Source organism: Telluribacter humicola, assembly GCF_017355935.1.
In the GTDB taxonomy this organism is placed as follows: Bacteria; Bacteroidota; Bacteroidia; order Cytophagales; family Spirosomataceae; genus Telluribacter; species Telluribacter humicola.
The window spans coordinates 926186-945166 of record NZ_JAFIQT010000002.1; the positions used below are offsets into that span (position 1 = coordinate 926186).

General features: G+C 48.9%; 14 protein-coding genes. 6 read left to right on the forward strand and 8 right to left on the reverse strand.

Translation table 11 applies throughout. From position 1 onward, the window contains the following. Nucleotides 1–74: 74 nt before the first annotated feature. Nucleotides 75–572: a cupin gene (locus tag JUB14_RS15065; RefSeq protein WP_207507118.1), complete on the reverse strand. Its 498-nt coding sequence runs from the start codon at nucleotides 570–572 to the stop codon at nucleotides 75–77. Between the two features lie 318 nt (nucleotides 573–890). Between JUB14_RS15065 and JUB14_RS15070 the strand changes: the two genes are divergently transcribed. Continuing rightward, nucleotides 891–3368: a PAS domain-containing sensor histidine kinase gene (locus JUB14_RS15070; RefSeq protein WP_229367851.1), complete on the forward strand. Its 2478-nt coding sequence runs from the start codon at nucleotides 891–893 to the stop codon at nucleotides 3366–3368. A gap of 403 nt (nucleotides 3369–3771) precedes the next feature. Here JUB14_RS15070 and JUB14_RS15075 read toward each other — a convergent pair whose 3' ends face one another. Beyond that, nucleotides 3772–4344, reverse strand: a complete 573-nt coding sequence (locus JUB14_RS15075; RefSeq protein ID WP_207507119.1) for a collagen-like protein — start codon at nucleotides 4342–4344, stop codon at nucleotides 3772–3774. Nucleotides 4345–4634: 290 nt separating this feature from the next. Between JUB14_RS15075 and JUB14_RS15080 the strand changes: the two genes are divergently transcribed. From JUB14_RS15080 to JUB14_RS15095, 4 genes are all read left to right on the forward strand, one after another. Beyond that, nucleotides 4635–7883 carry a metallophosphoesterase gene (locus JUB14_RS15080; protein WP_207507120.1) on the forward strand — a complete coding sequence of 1083 codons (3249 nt, stop codon included), beginning with the start codon at nucleotides 4635–4637 and terminating at the stop codon, nucleotides 7881–7883. Between the two features lie 181 nt (nucleotides 7884–8064). Then, nucleotides 8065–8346, forward strand: coding sequence for a pyrimidine/purine nucleoside phosphorylase (ppnP, locus tag JUB14_RS15085; protein ID WP_207507121.1), 282 nt, complete (start codon nucleotides 8065–8067; stop codon nucleotides 8344–8346). Nucleotides 8347–8612: 266 nt separating this feature from the next. After that, a complete protein-coding gene (locus JUB14_RS15090; protein WP_207507122.1) occupies nucleotides 8613–9011 on the forward strand; it encodes a nuclease A inhibitor family protein in 399 nt (132 codons plus the stop codon). Continuing rightward, a complete protein-coding gene (locus tag JUB14_RS15095; RefSeq protein ID WP_207507123.1) occupies nucleotides 9008–9865 on the forward strand; it encodes a DNA/RNA non-specific endonuclease in 858 nt (285 codons plus the stop codon). Before JUB14_RS15090 ends, JUB14_RS15095 begins: the two co-directional genes overlap by 4 nt. A 75-nt stretch (nucleotides 9866–9940) precedes the next feature. On the opposite strand, the gene JUB14_RS15100 is transcribed toward JUB14_RS15095, so the two are convergent. From JUB14_RS15100 to JUB14_RS15110, 3 genes are all read right to left on the reverse strand, one after another. Continuing rightward, nucleotides 9941–11851: an AAA domain-containing protein gene (locus tag JUB14_RS15100; RefSeq protein WP_207507124.1), complete on the reverse strand. Its 1911-nt coding sequence runs from the start codon at nucleotides 11849–11851 to the stop codon at nucleotides 9941–9943. Nucleotides 11852–11930: 79 nt separating this feature from the next. Beyond that, a complete protein-coding gene (locus JUB14_RS15105) occupies nucleotides 11931–12107 on the reverse strand; it encodes a hypothetical protein (protein WP_207507125.1) in 177 nt (58 codons plus the stop codon). Between the two features lie 123 nt (nucleotides 12108–12230). Further along, nucleotides 12231–12512, reverse strand: a complete 282-nt coding sequence (locus JUB14_RS15110) for a YidH family protein (RefSeq protein WP_207507126.1) — start codon at nucleotides 12510–12512, stop codon at nucleotides 12231–12233. A 117-nt stretch (nucleotides 12513–12629) separates the two neighbouring features. Here JUB14_RS15110 and JUB14_RS15115 point away from each other — a divergent pair, with 117 nt between their 5' ends. Next, nucleotides 12630–15647, forward strand: a complete 3018-nt coding sequence (locus JUB14_RS15115; protein WP_207507127.1) for a M36 family metallopeptidase — start codon at nucleotides 12630–12632, stop codon at nucleotides 15645–15647. A gap of 76 nt (nucleotides 15648–15723) precedes the next feature. On the opposite strand, the gene JUB14_RS15120 is transcribed toward JUB14_RS15115, so the two are convergent. The 3 genes from JUB14_RS15120 to JUB14_RS15130 form a co-directional block, all read right to left on the reverse strand. Further along, entirely contained in the window at nucleotides 15724–17007 is a 1284-nt protein-coding gene (locus JUB14_RS15120) for a citrate synthase (RefSeq protein WP_207507128.1), read from the reverse strand. A gap of 253 nt (nucleotides 17008–17260) precedes the next feature. Then, nucleotides 17261–18526: a metal-dependent hydrolase family protein gene (locus JUB14_RS15125; RefSeq protein ID WP_207507129.1), complete on the reverse strand. Its 1266-nt coding sequence runs from the start codon at nucleotides 18524–18526 to the stop codon at nucleotides 17261–17263. Then, entirely contained in the window at nucleotides 18523–18945 is a 423-nt protein-coding gene (locus JUB14_RS15130) for a hypothetical protein (protein WP_207507130.1), read from the reverse strand. The genes JUB14_RS15125 and JUB14_RS15130 overlap by 4 nt, the downstream gene beginning before the upstream one ends. Nucleotides 18946–18981 lie beyond the last annotated feature (36 nt).

Genomic DNA, 18981 nt, shown 5'->3' on the forward strand with positions numbered 1-18981 from the left:
ACGTGCAAGGTACCTAAATAGTTATAACAGGCAGGCCTCACGGCCTACCGTTGTGCCGACAGACTATCAGGTAGCTACTTCCATATTTTGGTTAGTCCTTCCTCTTTCCCGAACAGCGGATCAGTGGCAGGTACGGGTAGGGCTGCGATGGTATCATCGGCCTTGGGACGTTCGCCCGGTTCACCCTTCATCAGATCCCAGTCACGACCCTCGGGATAAGCCCCCACAATACTCAGGTCCTCACACTTTATATTCTTATGCCCAACACCGGCCGGGATCACGATTACATCGCCCGCCTGTACTTCCAACACTTCGCCCCCTTCACCACCCAGGTGCAGCTGCGCTGAACCCTGGTACAAGCCCAGTACTTCGTGGGTGGTACTGTGGTAGTGGTGAAAGTCATACACGCCATTCCGCCAGGAGTTGGTCCAGTTATTGGCCGCGAAGGTTTTTTCCAGCCAGGCCGCGCCTTCCTCATTTCGTTCAGCAAAGGCATTGCGGTACAGTAGCAGGGGAAGCGAGCTGTTGGGGATGCTGCCGTCGTCTTTGAAGTACAGGGTTTCAGGGGTCATGGGAGAAGTGGCAATGGTTTCAGTATAGAAACCCAAAATAGGAGCCAGGGTTACGTACTATTTAAATTTGTATAGTTGATATGAAACAATCGCTTCCCCGGAAGGCTTAACTAGTTAAGGGGATTCGTAATTGATTATTCAACTGCGTTTTAGCGTCAAACTAATGATCAGCCTTTCCCCAGCCATCGAACCTGTGACCTGTAGGTACTGATGCCAGTGCTAAGGCTGTCGGGTAGGATGTACTAGTGCCTGTTTAGCCATGATACCTACCACTCCTCTTTATTTATTTGTAATGCCCACGGTAATGATAAAGCCTGTATGATGAAAGCTAAAAATAAAACCGCGGAATATAATTTTATGGATGGTGGGGGAGAGATGGGACAACTCACCCGGCAGCATGACTGGTCTGCTACCCCGCTCGGCACTCCTGATCAATGGCCTTCTAGTTTACGTACTACCATTAGTATCATTCTCAATTCAAGGCACCCCATGTTTCTGTGGTGGGGCTCGGAACTGATCCAGTTTTATAACGATGCCTACCGCCCCAGCCTGGGTAACGAAGGCAAGCACCCAACGGCCCTAGGGCAGCGTGGCGAAGACTGCTGGCCTGAAATATGGCTGGTCATCAAACCCCTCATTGATCAGGTACTGGCCGGGGGAGAAGCTACCTGGAGCGAAGACCAGCTCATACCTATCTACCGCAATGGCCATATGGAGGATGTCTACTGGACGTTTGGGTACAGTCCGGTTAAGGATGAGTCGGGGCAGGTGGGAGGAGTACTGGGAATATGTACCGAAACAACCCAAAAGATACAGCAATTCAGGCAGCTGCAGTTCTCGGAACAACGCCTTCAGAACCTGGTGCAGGAGACATCAGTAGGTACGGTGGTGTTGATTGGAGAGGAAATGCGGGTAGAGGTCGTGAATGACTCGTATGCCCAACTGATCGGCCGGCAGGTGGATGAACTTCTGAGTAAGCCTATTTTTGACGTAATACCCGAAGCAGAAGAACCTTTTCGGGCTATAATTAAGAGTGTAATGTTTACGGGGGAGCCGCTTTACCTGTACGATCAACTCTTCTCTGTCCATGTAGGTACAGGCCAGAAGGTAGGTTTCCTGAACCTGATCTACCAGCCTTACCGGGAGCTGAACGGTACAATAAGTGGGATTACAGTACTCTGCCAGGATGTAACCGAGCAGGTACTGGCCCGCCAGCGGCTGGCCGAGAGCGAAGCCCGGTTTCGCAGTATAGTAGAGGAAGCGCCCGTGGCTACCTGTCTGTTTGTGGGGCGGGATATGACTGTGCTGGTGGCCAACGAAATGATGCTCAACTATTGGGGGAAAGGCCACTCCGTAATCGGAAAGCCACTCAAAGAGGCCGTTCCGGAGCTGGAAGGTCAACCCTTCCTGGGGATTCTGGATGATGTATATACGACTGGTCAGACCTATGAAGCCAGGAATGCCAGAGCTGCGCTGGAAGTGGACGGTGTAGTGGGTATATACTACTATAATTTTACGTACAAACCTCTCTTTAATGCATCTGGTGAGGTCTATGCCATTATGGATATGGCCGTGGATGTAACGAAGGAGGTATTGGCTCAGCAACAGGTGCAGGAAGCTCAGGAACTATTCCATGGCGCCATAGAACTGGCCGAACTAGGTACCTGGCAACTTAATTTATCTAGTGGATTGCTGGAATTCTCAGATCGGCTTAGAGGGTGGTTTGGTATCCGGCCGGGCGAAACCATTACCAAAGAGCGCGCCTTAGCGCCCATTCGCGAAACCGACCGGTCCCTGGTAAATGCGGCAGTACGTCGCGTAACTGTGCCCGGTCTGCCAGGCTCTCAGGAGGTCGAGTTCACAGTAGACCCTGGTCCGTTGGGCCGGGAGCGGGTCCTGAAGGCGCAGGGGCGAGCATATTTTAGCCCCGATGGGAAACCAAGCAGGGCGATAGGTACGGTGCAGGATGTAACCGAGCAGCGTAAGCAGGAGCTGGCCCTGATGCAACAGGTACAGGAGCGGACCCGCGAACTGGCTGAAGCCAACAGGCAACTAACCGAGGCAAATAGTTTTCTCATCCGATCTAACGAACACCTGCAGACATTTGCTTACGTCGCCTCGCATGATCTACAGGAACCTCTTCGGAAGATTCAGCAGTTTGGCGACCTTCTTAAAACTCGTTTTACTACGAAAACAGGGGATGAACTGATGTACCTGGAACGGATGCAGCATGCGGCTCACCGTATGTCGGCACTGATTCAGGACCTACTGAATTTCTCGTATGTCTCTTCTCAAAGTAAAGGTCATGTTGCTGTTTCGCTTACGAAAGTAGTTGGTTCCGTGCTGGTGGATCTGGAAGTGCTTATTGAGGAAAGCGAGGGTACCGTGCATGTGGATGCTCTGCCTACCATCGAGGGAGATGCTTCACAACTGGGGCAGCTCTTTCAGAACTTACTAAACAATGCACTTAAGTTCAGGCATAGCCACACGAAGCCCTTTGTTTCCATAAGGGCCAGTGAAGTACCCGCAGATCAGCTACCTAATAGGGTGACTCCGTGTCGTCAGGCAGCTATGTACCACCGGATTGATGTACAGGATAATGGTATCGGCTTTGACGAAAAGTACCTGAATCGCATTTTCCAGTTATTTCAAAGGCTCCACGGCCGGAGTGAGTTTGCCGGAACCGGTATAGGGCTCGCTATTTGTGAAAGGGTAGTGACCAATCACGGCGGCGCTATCACCGCCAGTAGTCAGATGGGTGAGGGAGCTACTTTTACCATCTTTCTGCCCCAGTAATCGATTGAGTATATATACAGCGTGCCTGCACTTGTTGAGTATGGCTGTGCATATACCTTTTTTGCTGTCGTTGGTGTTTTTACCAACGATACCTCAAACCCAAAGAAATTCCCGCCGCCAAAGCCGTTGACCCTACCCCCGATACCGCAACTATGAAAGTCGGGGAAATGAGTAATGAAATCCCTTTTAAACGTATCTGGACATTGCCGCTGCCTGATGCCGAGTAGTGGAAAGATTCGCTGTTGAAAAAAGAAGAACTACAGGAAATTATTGTCTGAAAATTGGGGTACATACACATAGGCCAAAAAGCAACTAGGTAGCCCTTGGGCAGGTATGTGTACAGCCAAGGTATGCCTTTTCTGGCAGTACATATACCTCTTACCGTTCGACAGGTACCCCTGCATCAGTCAGTTAACCCCAGTTCCCGCCGAACCGCCTGGTAGTCCTTCCAGTCTACGCTTTTGAGCCTACCTGTAGTCGTGTTGGGAGGAATCACGATCCACCGGAACTCCAGGTCAAAGTCAATCGGCTGACGGCGCGGCTGAAAGAACGTTAAATCGAAGTTGATCGTGCTCCGGCCGCCATTGACCTGCATAAAGTACCCCAGCGACATCTCTTCATTAACTGTAGGCAGGGAAAACACCACGTTGTCGCGGCCGGCGTTACGGTAGTAGGCCATTACCAGCCCCCTGTCCAGTACTGCCTGCGTAATAGTTGCATCTTCACGGCTCACTACGTAGTAGGTTGAATCCTGATTACTGATCCATACCGAGTCAGGAACCCTCATCCAGTTCGAAGCCATAAGATTGGCAGTACCCGCCGGTCCGGCTGGCCCCTGTGTACCCTGCGTTCCCTGTGGACCAGCGGGGCCCTGCGGACCTACATCTCCCTGTGGGCCTTTACAGGCTACCGGTATAGCCATGAGTGCCACTACTATACTAAGCATAGTGAAGGCAATGCGTAATAATTTTTTCATCTGAAAGTTAGGTTAAAATTGGGAAGCAAAACGGGAAGTAATACAGTCATTGATTGACTGGTGCAGGTATAGGAACCCCTACTCACCTTCAGAAAGACCCTGGAAAGTGAGAGCGAAAGCATACTAATAGCTAGTAAGAATTAACTAGCTGAACTTCAGTGTGATATGGTGTAAATATATCAAAATTTGCTTTTATGTTTCAAAAGAAATATGTAATTTTTACCAAGTTTTCTGCCTCTCATTTTTCGCTTCAAGCCGGTACTTTTTCCATCCTATAACTACAGACTACTATGAAAACATCTGTACCGCTTCTGTACGTCTGCTTACTTATGTCACTAAAAGTGGCTGCGCAGACACCTGAAATAACCCGCGGGCCATATCTGCAAATGGCCTATTCGTATTCTGCTCCCGGTAATCCTAATTTTGTTCGCGCTTCCGTCACCATCTGCTGGAGTACCAATATTCCCACTATTGGGCGGGTGGCTTACTCCTCTGAGCCCGAGTATGAATTACTGGGTGGAGTAGTAGGAACGCCTGTTGTGGATGAAACCTCCGCCACTACTGAACACAAGATCACGCTGAACGACCTGAGGGTAGATTGGCAGTACCGTTACTACATAGGTACAGCATATGACAATGCCAATCCAACGGCCGGGACACTGATTCTGGAAAAATCACCGGATCATTTTTTTAGGACGCCACCAGCGCCGGGCGTGAAAAAAAAGACGAAGATGTGGGTGCTGGGTGACTTTGGTGCTTACGGAGCTAACGAGCACAATACCTGGCAGGATAATGTCATACAGGGCATGAAGAACTACATGGCTAGCCAACAAACCGGACCCATGGATATGTGGCTGTGGCTGGGTGACAATGCGTATGAACAAGGAAGGAAAGAACAGTATCAGGACAAAATTTTTGACAAAGTAAGAGGCCGGTACGACTGGATATTTCGTCAAACGCCTTTTTATGGTACACCTGGTAACCATGATTACTACGATGGTGATTATAATAATGGGTTGCACCATACTATCACAAGAGATTCAATTATCAGGGTACAGAAAAAGATTCATTACTATGACGTAGTAACTAACTTCACCAATGGAGAAGGAGGAGGAGAGCCTTCTGGTACGGAAGAATACTACTCCTATGATTACAGCAACATCCACTTTATCAGCCTGGATACCTATGGGTTAGAGAAAAAAGGGGATGATGAATACACCAGACTTGCTGCTCATACCCGACAATACAAGTGGCTCGAGCGCGACTTAAAAAAGGCACAGGCTAATCCTGCCATCAACTGGATCATTGTATATACCCACATGCCTCCTTACTCGGGTGGGTCTCATGATTCCAATACTTCTATTGATTTGATTCCTGTCCGGAAAAATCTGGTCCCCCTGCTGGACAAATACAAGGTAGACCTGGTGCTGGCCGGCCACAGCCATGATTACCAGCGTACTCGGCTCATGAGAGACCATTATGATGTGTCTACGACATTCAACGCAGCCACCCACCTGCCGGCAATTGGTAGCAATGCCCGCGGCAGTGGTAAGTACGACGGCTCGACCAATTCCTGCTTTTACTACAAAACCAGTGCAGCCACCCAGAATGAAGGCATTGTGTACGCGGTGGCAGGGGCAGGCGGAAAGCCCTGGGGCAATACGGATAGCTGGGACCAATCAATAGTTTGCCCAACAGAGGCTTATTGTGAGGATAAAACGATTGCAGTCCGGACCAACCAGGGAGGGTCCATGTACATAGAGGTGGAAAATAAGAAATTGATCGCCCGCTATATCGGCACCAGTGGGCAGGTCCTGGACCAGTTTGTGATTTACAAAGACCTGGAAAGCTTTACGATACCTTATAGCGATGGTACTACCCGCACCGCGACCTGCGAGTGTACCGAAAATGTGAACGACGTTAACAGCTTCACCCACTACACGGATAATAACGGAAATCTGCTTTTATCCATCAAGAAATATGGAATCAACATAGGAAAAGCCGGTGTAGCACCGTTTGAGGTAAAACTGGGAGGAGCACGGGGACCGACCAACGTAGGTGCTTTCTACCCCGACAACTACGTACATGGTGACCGGACCCGATCATTCAGTTCTGGATGGCGCGTCATGAATAGGTACTGGACTGTAAAACCTGCTCCTGAACTGACCGGAAACCAGCAGGTCGTTGTCCGTCATTATTATACACAGGATGATCTGAATACGGTACGGCACAACCCTGACGACAATAGTTATGATCAGGTATACCATGAGAATCTTAAATTCTACAAAATAAATAGCCTTAATACAGCCTATACCATTGACCCTCAAAGTGGCAGTCACAACACGTTACCTGCGGCAACAACTCCTTCAAAAAATGGAATTTGGCTTTACGATGGCTTTGTACACAATTTTGGCTCCACAAGATCAATAGATGATTATCAGGCTACGCTTTCAGAATTTAAGTGGAAAAGCGGCTTTGGTGATAAAGTCTTCTACTACACCTATAACAATGAGCCTTATTATGGGGAGTTTGTGATAAGTAAACTGGCCGGTGGAGGAGGTATCGGGGGACAGGTCAATGGAGTAAATCCGCAGGGTACAAAGGTAGTACTATCAGCTGGTGAAAAGTGGAGCTACTTCGCCAGAGGATCTGAACCCGCTAATGAGGACGTACTATTCAGTTGGAAAGGAGGCGAATATGTTAACGGCGGAATTACTTATCCAGATGTGTACGATCAATATGCAAAGTGGCCAACAGGAATTGCTCCATTAGGATTCTCCCCTAACCAGTCAGATGGAGAGCGTTGGGTAATTCCATCCTGCGAGGCAGAACTGGGTTGTTATAGTGTCAACTCAGATAAGGCCTATGTCGATTCTGATTGCATGACTGGCTCATGCAACAATCGCTGGACTACCTACTATTTCCGGAAAGTACTCGACTCGCAAGGATGGTATAGCTCTCTCCATAAGTCAATTATCATCAACTATAAGCGGGATGACGGCATACTCATCTATGTAAATGGAAAGGAGGTGTTGCCTCGGGATCCGAACATGCCTACCGGGACTATAACAAATTCAACTCTTGCAAAGAATGCGGCTGAAGAACGTCAATGGAATACTATAATTATCCCTAATGATGGTACCTACTTTCGTCCATACTACAGAAGTACCATTGCGGTAGAGTTGCACCAAAATAGTTTAACAAGTTCAGATGCTATATTTGATATGGAGATTATCCTCAGCCCAGATGCAGCTCCCACCACTGCCCGTGTTGCGGCTTTAGAAGAGGAGGAGGTACATACTAAAGAACTTGTAGCACTTTACCCGAATCCAGTAACCAATGGAAAAGTGTATTTCTCGGAACCCGTCCCTTACGAAACAGTGCGGATTACGGATGCCCGGGGCGTTGTGTTGCGGTACCTGTCGGAGCCGGGCATTCTAAAGGAACTGGAAATCTCACCCCTGCCCGCTGGTACCTTTATTTTGAGTAGCCAGTATAAGGGCAAAGTAAGCCACTATAAGATTGTTAAAAATAAGTAAGCTACCCTTTTCAGAGCAGGTAAGCATAGGTGGTGCCAGAGAGGCTACTGTTCTACACTTACCTGCTCTTTTTTGCCGGTTCCGTTTTCTCCAGTTTTTTTAGAATAAGGTACTTGGTCGGGAGGTAATACAGCTGGAAAGTAGTTATTTCGGGCTCTTAAATTTTAACCAATTACTATCTATGATCAGCGCAAACGAATACTTCGGTGGTTCCGTAAAATCATTAGGCTACCAGACCGCAGCCGGCAAATCTACAGTAGGTGTTATTAACGAGGGCGAATACGAATTTGGTACCTCTCAGCATGAAATCATGACCATCGTGGAAGGCGAGCTCAATGTACAGCTTCCTGGCTCTGAGGATTTTCAGCTATACGGTCAGGGACAAACTTTTGAGGTACCGGCTAACGCCTCCTTCAAAGTACAGGCCAGCGGGCCGGTGTCGTACCTTTGTCAGTACCGGTAACAAGGTCCGCGCGGCGGCCGCCAGTGACTACTATTTAGTGAGCAGTTTTCGAAGTACTGATTTACTTGTGAATAATTGATCTTGAAGTAGTGGAAGTGAGTCCCAGAGGAGCCGAGCCTTAGTAGAAGTAGCTATGAAGTGAATACAGAGCTCCATGGGAGCGGCACTTTCTGTTGCGGCGGATTATCATTGTTCTGTACCAGGTGTGATAACTTGTTTCCCTGATTCGGGTTATTAGGTTAAAAAGATCGACACTTATCTCCTGTATGGTACTCAAAGAAGAACTATTACCGCTGCTGGACGAGCTGTGGTACCCGAGTGAATCGGACGAACCCATTGAATTTATCCATGTAGATGCGGCCGATGTTACACTACCACTTACCCCTGATTCACTGGTCAAACTCTTATCCCTGGACCCGGGAGGACGTATTGTCGAGAAAGAGCCGTTTAAGTTTTGGGATGGTGTTACTACCCTGCAGGACTGGTACGACGAAACAGAAACCGAACGCACCAAGCGATTTATACGCCTGAAAGAAATACTCGATAACCGGCTCACGGGTCAGCAGTACTTTGAGGTGGGTGAAATAGAGGTGGATGCGTACCTGATCGGGGCCCGATCGGAAGGAGAACTGGCGGGAATTAAAACCATGATTGTACGAACATGAAGAAGTTACTAGCCCTGGCCCTGCTTTCGTGGGCAGCTGTCGGATGTAGAACCCTGGCGGTACTACCGGAGGCCAAAAGCGTTCACCTGAGTATGGGCAATCCATCGGATGCCCGGGCGGATACCAATCAGGCCAACAACTACCTGATGCTCAAGAACCAGTACGCGCTGTCGTACAACCGCGCTAAGGGACACGCCAACTGGGTAGCCTGGGAGTTGTCGCCTGAGTGGCTGGGCGGCAGCGACCGTCAGGATAACTTCCGACCTGATCCCGAGCTACCGGCGGGCTGGTATAAAGTAGTACCTTCGGACTATACCAACACGGGTTTTGACCGGGGGCACCTGTGTCCTTCAGCTGATCGTACCAGTTCTGACGCCAATAATGTGGCTACCTTTCTGATGACCAACATTATACCCCAGGCGCCTGAGCTTAATCGGGAGGCATGGGCGCGGCTGGAAGACTACTGCCGGACCCTGGTTCAGAACGGGAGCCGACTCTTTATCGTAGCGGGTACCTACGGAACCGGCGGTGAAGGTAGCAAGGGGAACCAGACCAGCCTGAAAGACCGTATACAGGTACCCGCTCGTAACTGGAAGGTTATCGTGGTATTACCTCAGGGGGCCACCCGCGAACAGATTACAGTCGAAACACCGGTCATAGCCGTAGATTTCCCCAACCGTACTTCTCAGGTTGATAATCAGAGCTGGCAAAGCTTTATAACTACCCCCGGTGCTATCGAACAAGCCGCCGGCGTCCGGTTCTTTTCGTACCTGCCCGCCCGGGTGAGGGATGCTCTGCGTCAGTCCCGCTTCAATCCGGATACTTCTCCGCTGCTGGGAACGGGGAGTAGGTAGTTGTGAATGAGTGAATGATAGAATTATTGAATTTAATTATACTCCACCTCTCTCATTCACTCATAAACTTTCAACTCATAGACTCATGAACTCCCAGGCGCTGTGGTAGGCGTTTCTTTGTTCGGCGTAGGTGATGAAGTCGGTGTAGAAGGGGAGCGATGATAAGGTGGCGCTGTCGCCAATCACTACCAGCTTTTTCTTCGCCCGGGTCATAGCCACATTCATCCGGCGGATGTCTGACAGGAAGCCGATCTCTCCCTCAGAGTTGCTGCGGGTCATGCTGATGTACACCACATCCCGCTCCTGTCCCTGAAAGCTGTCAATGGTATTAACTGATATTTTGTCGCCGTACTGACGCAGGTCCGGTGCGTGTTCCAGTTGCTCTTTCAGGATAGCGACCTGCTTGGAGTAGGGAGAAATGATGGCAAATGTGGGGAAGTTATCAGTATCATACTTTTTACCACTGTTCAATTCTTCCACCAGACCATACAAATGACGGATAAGGAAAGCCGCTTCTTCGGGATTGGTACTACTGGTACCATCCAGTTGTTCATTAAATCCACAACCGGCCGTATCTATAAAAGCCAGCGGAGCAGCGTCAGGAAAAAGCGTATGGCGTGCCACTGATGGATGCGCCTGCAGTTTATCCTGATAAAATACTTTGGAAGAATAGCCCATGATCGCTTCATTCATGCGGTACTGTTCTTCCAGCAGTACCACGGCCTCTGGGTGCTGCACTACGCTCTTTTCAAGCAGGGTAGTACTCAGTCCCCCTTTGGCTGCTTCCACGGATTTAATGGTCGGAGAGAGCTGGAAGTGGTCACCCGCCATCACTAGTTTCCGAGCCTTCAGAATGGGTATCCAACAGGCTGGTTCCAGTGCCTGGCCAGCCTCGTCTATGACTACGGTATGGTAGGTCAGGTGGCGAACGGTGTAGTGGTTGGCGCCCACCAGCGTAGCCGTAATTACCTGTGCCTTGCCGATTAAGTCATCCATGATGTAGCGCTCCAGCTGGTCCACCTCCTTCATGATCTTGTGGGCTTCGTCAAATAGCGCCTTGCGCTGGTCCCGCTCGGCTTTACCGAAGCTGCGCTTGTACTTGTGGGCCATGTTCTTATATTCATTGGCCTGCTTTTTCAGCGTTTTGATCTCCTTCATGCGCGGATGTTCGGCCATGCGGTTGTCAAGTGTCAATGCCATCAGCCGCTCCGATACCCGCGCCGGATTGCCCACCCGCAGTACATTCAGCCCCACATCTGACAGCTTCTCACTCAGCAGGTCCACGGCCGTGTTACTGGGCGCAACGACCAGGATCTGCTTGTGCTCCTGCTTGTGCAGGGCTTTGATGGCCTGTACCAGCGTGGTAGTCTTGCCCGTACCCGGAGGACCGTGTACGATAGCCAGCTCGTTAGCTGCCAGTATCTTTTCTACCGCCAACTGCTGCGATGGGTTAAGTTTAGGATGATTATAAGCTGGTAGGTCCGACTTGAAAGTAGGCGCTTTCTCTCCCATCAGGATCTGAATCAACTCTTCTTCCGGCTTGGTGGTAAGTACAGTAGCCTGCTTGAGGGCATTCTGCATCTCGTCATAGCTGGTGTCGTCAAAGAGCAGGTCAATGCCCAGTTTGCCGTCACGGGTCCAGTCGGGGAGTTCGTCTGTACGTAAGGTCAGGCGGAGCTTGTTTCCACTCTGGTGCGAGATAGTCCCCTCGACACGATCCTTCTTTGGATCATAGTTGGAGAATAGTGCCGCCGGTGCCCCGAATCGTAGCTGGTGAGATATGTCCTGATGCGTGGTACGCTCCACCTCGACGGTCAGGTAGTCACCCCGGCTCATCTCCGTATTACGAATGGCTATGGGGTACCACGCCAGGCCGCTCGCCCGGCGGTCGGTGATGGTAGTAGCCTCAATGAGTTGGATGTATTGTCGGCGGTCTTCTTCCCGCTCGGTTTTCAGTAAATCGAGTAGTTTCTTAAAGTAATCCATGCACAAAGGTAATCGGTTATTGGCGGCTACCGCTCCCAAAGCTCATTGGTGTACCTGAAAGCTAACGCACCTATACTAGTTAGTGCCTTCTGCCACCAAAGAATGTCCTGAATACCCAAACAAAAACACCAATGACCAGGGCAACTATAATGAGCCCGACCCACATGCCAGCTTCAAATATGTCCCCTACCAGTTCACAGCTGGTTAAGCTTAGTGAGAAGAAAAGGAGGAACAGGATATTTAGTAGATTTTTCATTTTCAGAGTGATTAAGTGAAAGAATAGTAGAAACTCTGAAAAAATTGTACCACAGGGGATTAAGTGAATTAACGCCTGTTACCATAACTACTCGATGACCTGATTTAGTTACCAGCAACCCACTCAGCTTAGAGTATGCTCTTTGATTCGCTTGCGGGATGAGAAGAAGCGCCAGATACCAATGGAAAGTACAATCGGAGAAAGCCCCAGAAAGAAAAAGCCCCAGTGTTCTATCTTGCTCAATATATCGAGGCGGAGAATAGTGACACCACCCGCCAGCAGTGCCAGACTGGTCCGGAAGTAAGCCAGAAAGGTGCGTTCATTAGCCAAGTGTGTGCGTTCGACGGCGAGTTGGTCCGTGATACTTAATTTTATTTTAGTGGGTTCAGAAGCTGGTTTTTCCATAATGGGTAATGCAATTATTTTTTAATATGATTGCTGAAATGCTAACAAACAAATACTGCTTAATCACATATATTAGCAAAAAATATTTATGATTAAATCCTTAACTGTGTACTGTGCATGAAAAAACTTTACCTCCTTATTCTATTTTCTCTCATCTATCAAATTGCAAATGCTCAAGATTATAAAAGCGAAGCACTCACATTAATAAGAAATAACTTAAGGCAACTACAACTACAGTCTGCCGACGATGTCCTGATTTCTGATGCTTATCCCAACAACAATAGCGGTACCTTCATGGTGTATATTCAGCAACAGCATCAGGGCATACGAGTACTAAATTCCATTCGTACGCTGGTATTTAAGGAGGGGAAACTGGTGGTGCAACAGGGTGAGTTCTTTCGGTTTGACCGAAGTAAGGCCGGCAGGCCACAGGCCTCACTAAAAGCAGCTGACGCCCTGAACCGGGCTATGGCTCACCTGGACATTCCCAGACCGCCCGGCTTTCGCGAATTGCCAGTTCAGGCTGCTCCTAACGGGCATGAGGTTACTTTTGAAGCCAACGGTGTTTCTCTTAACAAAATTCCTGCAACTCTTTTGTGGGTTCCGAATGCGGAGCGGGGGCTGACGCTGGCGTGGCAGGTAGGAATCCATCCTGTCAAAGAAACGGATAGTTGGTTGGTGCGTATAGATGCACATACAGGTGGTATAATTAATAAAGTAAATTTAACAGTCTACTGTCAATGGGGGGCTTCAGAAGTTCATCCGGCGGGTGTTATGCATAATGCCGATGGAAGCCACATATTTACTCAGACCAAATCGGCCCGGTCTGCTGCCATTAACAGTGCAGCTTATCGTGTATTGTCTTATCCTTTTGAAAGTCCGTCCCATAGCGGAAATAGTTTTTCGATTGTAATTAATCCCTGGGAGATGGTTGGAGCTGGCAACCCGGCAACTACTCTCAACTGGCATAATGATGGCACAACTGAATACAATTATACCCGTGGGAATAATGTGTACGCTCAGGAAGACCGAAACAAGGATAACCTGTTTGGTACACCTGCGACTTCTTCTACTTCCTTACCCAATTTGACATTCAACCAGGAGTTTGATCATAATACTGCCCCAACGACTGCTACTAATCAGGCCGCTGCCATTACCAACTTGTTCTACTGGAATAACCTGATACATGATATTATTTATCAATATGGTTTTGATGAGGTAGCCGGAAATTTTCAAAACAGTAATATGGGAAGAGGAGGAGAAGGAGCAGACTATGTTGTTGCCGATGCTCAGGATGGTAGTGGAATGAACAATGCGAATTTTTCAACGCCTCCTGATGGTAGCACACCCCGTATGCAGATGTATCTCTTTAGTCCACCAGCTGGATCAACAATTCAAATTGATGGTGATCTCGACAATGGTGTTATTGTTCATGAATATGGACACGGTATTTCCAATCGCCTTACGGGAGGTCCGGCCCAGGTAACTTGTCTGGATAATGCCGAACAAATGGGTGAAGGCTGGAGTGACTTTTACGCTCTAATGCTAACCACAGCCTGGAACAATACTCTGGTAACGGACGGTACTAAATCCCGGCCCATTGGGACCTATGCATTGGGAGAACCAACTACAGGTAATGGCATTCGTGACTATCCTTACTCTACAGATATGAGTATAAACCCCTTTACCTATGCCAGCGTAGCTTCGGCCTATGAGGGAAGTGCCCACTTCATAGGTTCAATTTGGGCCACTATGGTATGGGATATGACCTGGGAGATTATTAATCAGACTGGTACTATTAGTCCCAGCATCACTGATGCCACCGCAACGGGGGGTAATGTAATAGCCATGAAACTGGTGACCGAGGGGCTTAAGCTGCAACCCTGTATGCCTGGATTTGTTGATGGTCGAAATGCAATACTTCAGGCTGACACTCTGCTATATGGAGGAAAATATAGTTGTGCTATCTGGCGGGCTTTTGCCCGTAGAGGCTTAGGCATCAATGCTGACCAGGGTAGTTCTGATGATTACACAGATCAGACTGCTTCTTTTGATACTCCTGATGCAAAAATAACTAAAGTGGCTGATAAGGATACGGTTGTCGAAGGAGGTGAAATAACATATACCATTGAAGTTAGCTGTGGTTGTAACCCAATTTCAAACTATTCAGTCTTTGATAGTCTACCGGTGGGTGGGAAACATGTTAGTGGTGGTACCTATAATCCAATTAGCCATTCGATATCATTTGGTACCGTCAGTCTGAACCCAGGTGAGAGTGCCACTTTCGTCTTAAAAGTAAAAAATGAAAATTCTGTTGGTTCAACGACCCTTGTTGATTTGGATGCTTCTACACTGGAACCCTGGACTAGCCAAACCCTTTATGGGAGTAGTGTCTGGAGTGTTTCTGACGTTCAGGTAAGAAGTACTCCTGGTAGCTGGTTTATACCTAATATAGGAGCCGACAATAATACTACATCGCTTACATCGCCTGCATTAACATTGGGAGATGGTAGCTATACAGAGCTTTCTTTCTGGCACCTACTTAATATAGAAGGTGGGTATGACGGTGGAGTAGTTGAAGTTTCAGCTGATAATGGAGAGACCTGGGAGGATTTAGGACCTTATTTTATTCAAAATGGGTATAACTCGAATATTAGTAACTATAATCCCTTACTTGGTAGCAGAAAAGCGTTTTCAGGTACTTATTCTGCTTTTACTAACACCCTTGTTAACTTGTCTAAATTCAGAAATAAAACAATTCGCCTCCGTTTTGTTTTTGCAGAGGATGAATTTTACGGGTATGAAGGCTGGTATATAGACGATATAAGTCTAAAAAATCAATCCGCTCTTGTTAATAAAGTTTTTTTGATGAATGGAGCTACACCAGTATCAGAAAGTACGAATATTACACCAGTTCGGGCACCACTTGATATTCTAAGCATTACCTCTGGAAGTTGGAATACCCCTACTACATGGTCGTGTGGATGTATCCCTCAGCTGGCTGATACCGTAACCATTAATCCTACACATAGTGTAGTAATAGATGGTTCTCTGGTTAAGGTTAAAGCCCTTCGACATAATGAAGGCAACCTCAATATGGTCAATAACGCCACGCTTGAATTATCGAATAATTAAAAGTTAAGTACCTGAAAGCAGAAGCCCTGCCTCCATATTGGAGGCAGGGCTTCTTTATGTTAGAGTAGTACAGTTGTTATCTGTTCTCGATTGCTACGAATTCGCGTTGAGTAGGTCCTACGTACACCTGACGGGGACGACCGATAGGCTCCTTGTTGGTACGCATTTCTTTCCACTGAGCGATCCAGCCCGGCAGACGGCCGATAGCAAACATCACCGTGAACATATTGGTAGGAATACCCAGTGCGCGGTAGATGATACCTGAGTAGAAGTCTACGTTGGGGTACAGCTTACGGCTAACGAAGTAGTCGTCCTCCAGGGCAGCGGCTTCCAGTTGTCTGGCAATATCAAGGACAGGGTCATTGACACCTAGCTTGGTCAGTACCTCGTTGGCCGCCTTTTTGATGATGCGGGCACGGGGATCAAAGTTCTTGTACACACGGTGACCAAATCCAAACAGACGGAAACCGCTGGACTTGTCCTTTGCCATGTTAATGTACTTCTGAGTATCGCCACCGTCAGCCCGGATGGCTTCCAGCATCTCAATTACTTCCTGGTTGGCACCACCGTGCAGAGGTCCCCATAGGGCGCTGATACCCGCCGAAATAGACGAATAGATATTTGCCTGCGATGATCCTACCAGACGTACCGTTGAGGTAGAGCAGTTCTGCTCGTGGTCAGCGTGCAGGATCAGGAGCTTGTTCAGAGCCGCCGAAACTACCGGATCTACCTCGTAGCTTTCTACGGGCAGCGCAAACATCATCGACAGGAAGTTAGAGCAGTAGTCGAGGTTGTTGTTGGGGTAGTTGACAGGGTGGCCCTGTGATTTTTTGTACGACCAGGTAGCTATGGTAGGCAGCTTGGCCAGCAGGCGGATGATGTGCAGGTCAGTAACATCTTCTGCGGTTGAATCATAGGTATCGGGGTAGAAGGCGCTCATGGCACTTACCAGCGACGACAGTACGCCCATAGGGTGCGCATTGACCGGGAACCCTTCGAAGATCTTACGCATATCTTCGTTAACGAGCGTATGCGTACGTACTTCATGTTCAAATTTCTGGTATTCTTCCTGAGTAGGCAGCTCGCCGTAGATCAGCAGGTAAGCTACTTCCAGAAATGATGCTTTTTCGGCCAGTTCTTCGATGGAGTACCCGCGGTAGCGAAGGATACCTTCTTCTCCATCCAGGAAAGTAATGGCGCTTTTGGTGGCACCGGTATTTTTAAAACCACTATCAATAGTTATATAACCGGTTTGATCGCGCAGCTTGGCTATATCTATGGCTTTTTCGCTCTCGCTGCCTTCGATGACCGGAAATTGGTAATTCTGACCGTCAATCGTTACTTCGGCTATCTGTGACATATAGTTAATGAGGATATTAGGATTAAAGTGTAACTGTATTTTTAGGGTTATGTTGAAGAAAATGTATATATCCAAGATGAAATAGTGCTGAAATAACAAAGGGAGTTATTCCGCGCAGACCACTATTCATAATCATAACCTACTACCGGGCACGTTTGGTCTGCTGTGCAATATTCGAAAAAATATTTGTACTTTCTATGATTTTTGTACTTTATTAGTACCTATTCGCTAGTTAAAGGAAATAAGTTTAGTATCAGGGAGTTTTGTACAGGTAGCCTCCTTTCATTACTAACCTGACGTTACGAATGGCCTTAATAGACTGCGTAGGATCACCGGATACGGCCACCAGATCCGCCAGCATCCCCAGCGCTACCCGCCCCAGTTCATCCAGATGAAAGACGCTGGCATTGACTGATGTCCCTGACTTCAGAGCCGCAACAGGTGTCATGCCATATTCGACCATGAGTTCCAGTTCGCGGGCATTGTCACCGTGGGCGTACACACCTACATCACCCCCAAAGCATATAGTCACTCCGGCTTCCAGGGCCTGACGGAAGGTAGTCTTCTTCTGCCGGACGCGCTCCGGTTCGGGGTCTATGCCCTTCTTCCAGCCCCGGTACTGGCTGATGGCTTCACCGGCGGCAAGGGTCGGGCAGAAGGCTACGTCACGTTCCTTCATCAACCGCCAAATCTCAGGTGTACCGGCATCACCGTGTTCGATGGTTTCGACGCCGGCCGTGATGGCTCTGCGCATACCTTCGACAGTAGAGGCGTGGGCTACTACTGGTCGGCCGCTGCTCTTGGCTACTTCCACGATCAGGCGGAGCTCCTCCTCGGTAAAGGTAGGGCGGGCTTCCCCCTTGAGGCCCCAGCGGTAGTCGGCATAGACCTTGATGATGTCAGCTCCCTTCCCGACCTGGGTACGTACGGCCTTGATCAGATTATCGTGCCCATCGGCCTCTTCGGCTCCCTGTGGTACCGCCATATCCGGACTAAATCCCTTGGGGGCGTAGCTACCTGTCGCAATCAGAGCGCGGGTAGCGACCAGCATGCGGGGGCCGGGTATAACTCCTTCATCAATAGCGCGTTTAAGCCCTACGTCGTCATAGTCAGCGCCTTCAGTACCGAGGTCTCTTACGGTTGTAAATCCATTTAACAGCGTTAATTCGGCGTGTTTGGAGGCCCGGGCTACCCTATAGGCTCTGGATTCACGCAGTACCTGATCCTCCCAGGAGGTTTCGTTGTAGGGGTGCAGCAGCAGGTGGGAGTGCCCTTCGATCAGCCCCGGCAGGAGCGTCATACCTTTTAGGTCAATCACCTGCGCCTGCCGGGCTTCGGCGGGTAGTGATCCGGGCAAACCGGCCGCTGCAATACGTTCACCTTTTACCCATACGACCCATCCCTCATGGGTAGCTTCACCGTCGAATACCCGGTCGGGGCGTAGCAGATAGCTGCTTTGGGCAGAGGCACTGGCAATGGTATATACCCCCAGCCATAGCGTAAAGAGCAGGCGCTTCATACACCCGGATTTTTGCGGGCCTCGAACAGAGCCGTAATAAAGTACTTGGTGAACAGGCCGATCAGAATAATCGGGAGCAGGTGGGCTCCGTAGATAAATGACTTGCCGGTGAGGCTGTAGGAGAATGATGAGAAGGTCACGTACACATGGGCAAACAGGGCCATGCCGAGGACCATCAGCATCAGGTACCACCAGGCCGCCAGGCGGGGGGCAGTTTTGATACGGACTACTTCACAAATCAAGAGCGAAATACCCACCACCAGACCCACAGTAGCCAGCGCCCGGGGGAAGGTTTTCAGATAATCATGCTTATAAAATAGGATTCCCAGGCGGCCGATAAGGTTAGGATGCGCCAGCATATAGGCGTCAGTAACACTCAGTATCAGCAGCAGCAGGGTAGAAGTCAGGTTTTTTTTCAAGCCAGGTACAATTTAGTTCTGTTCATAAAGTGATAC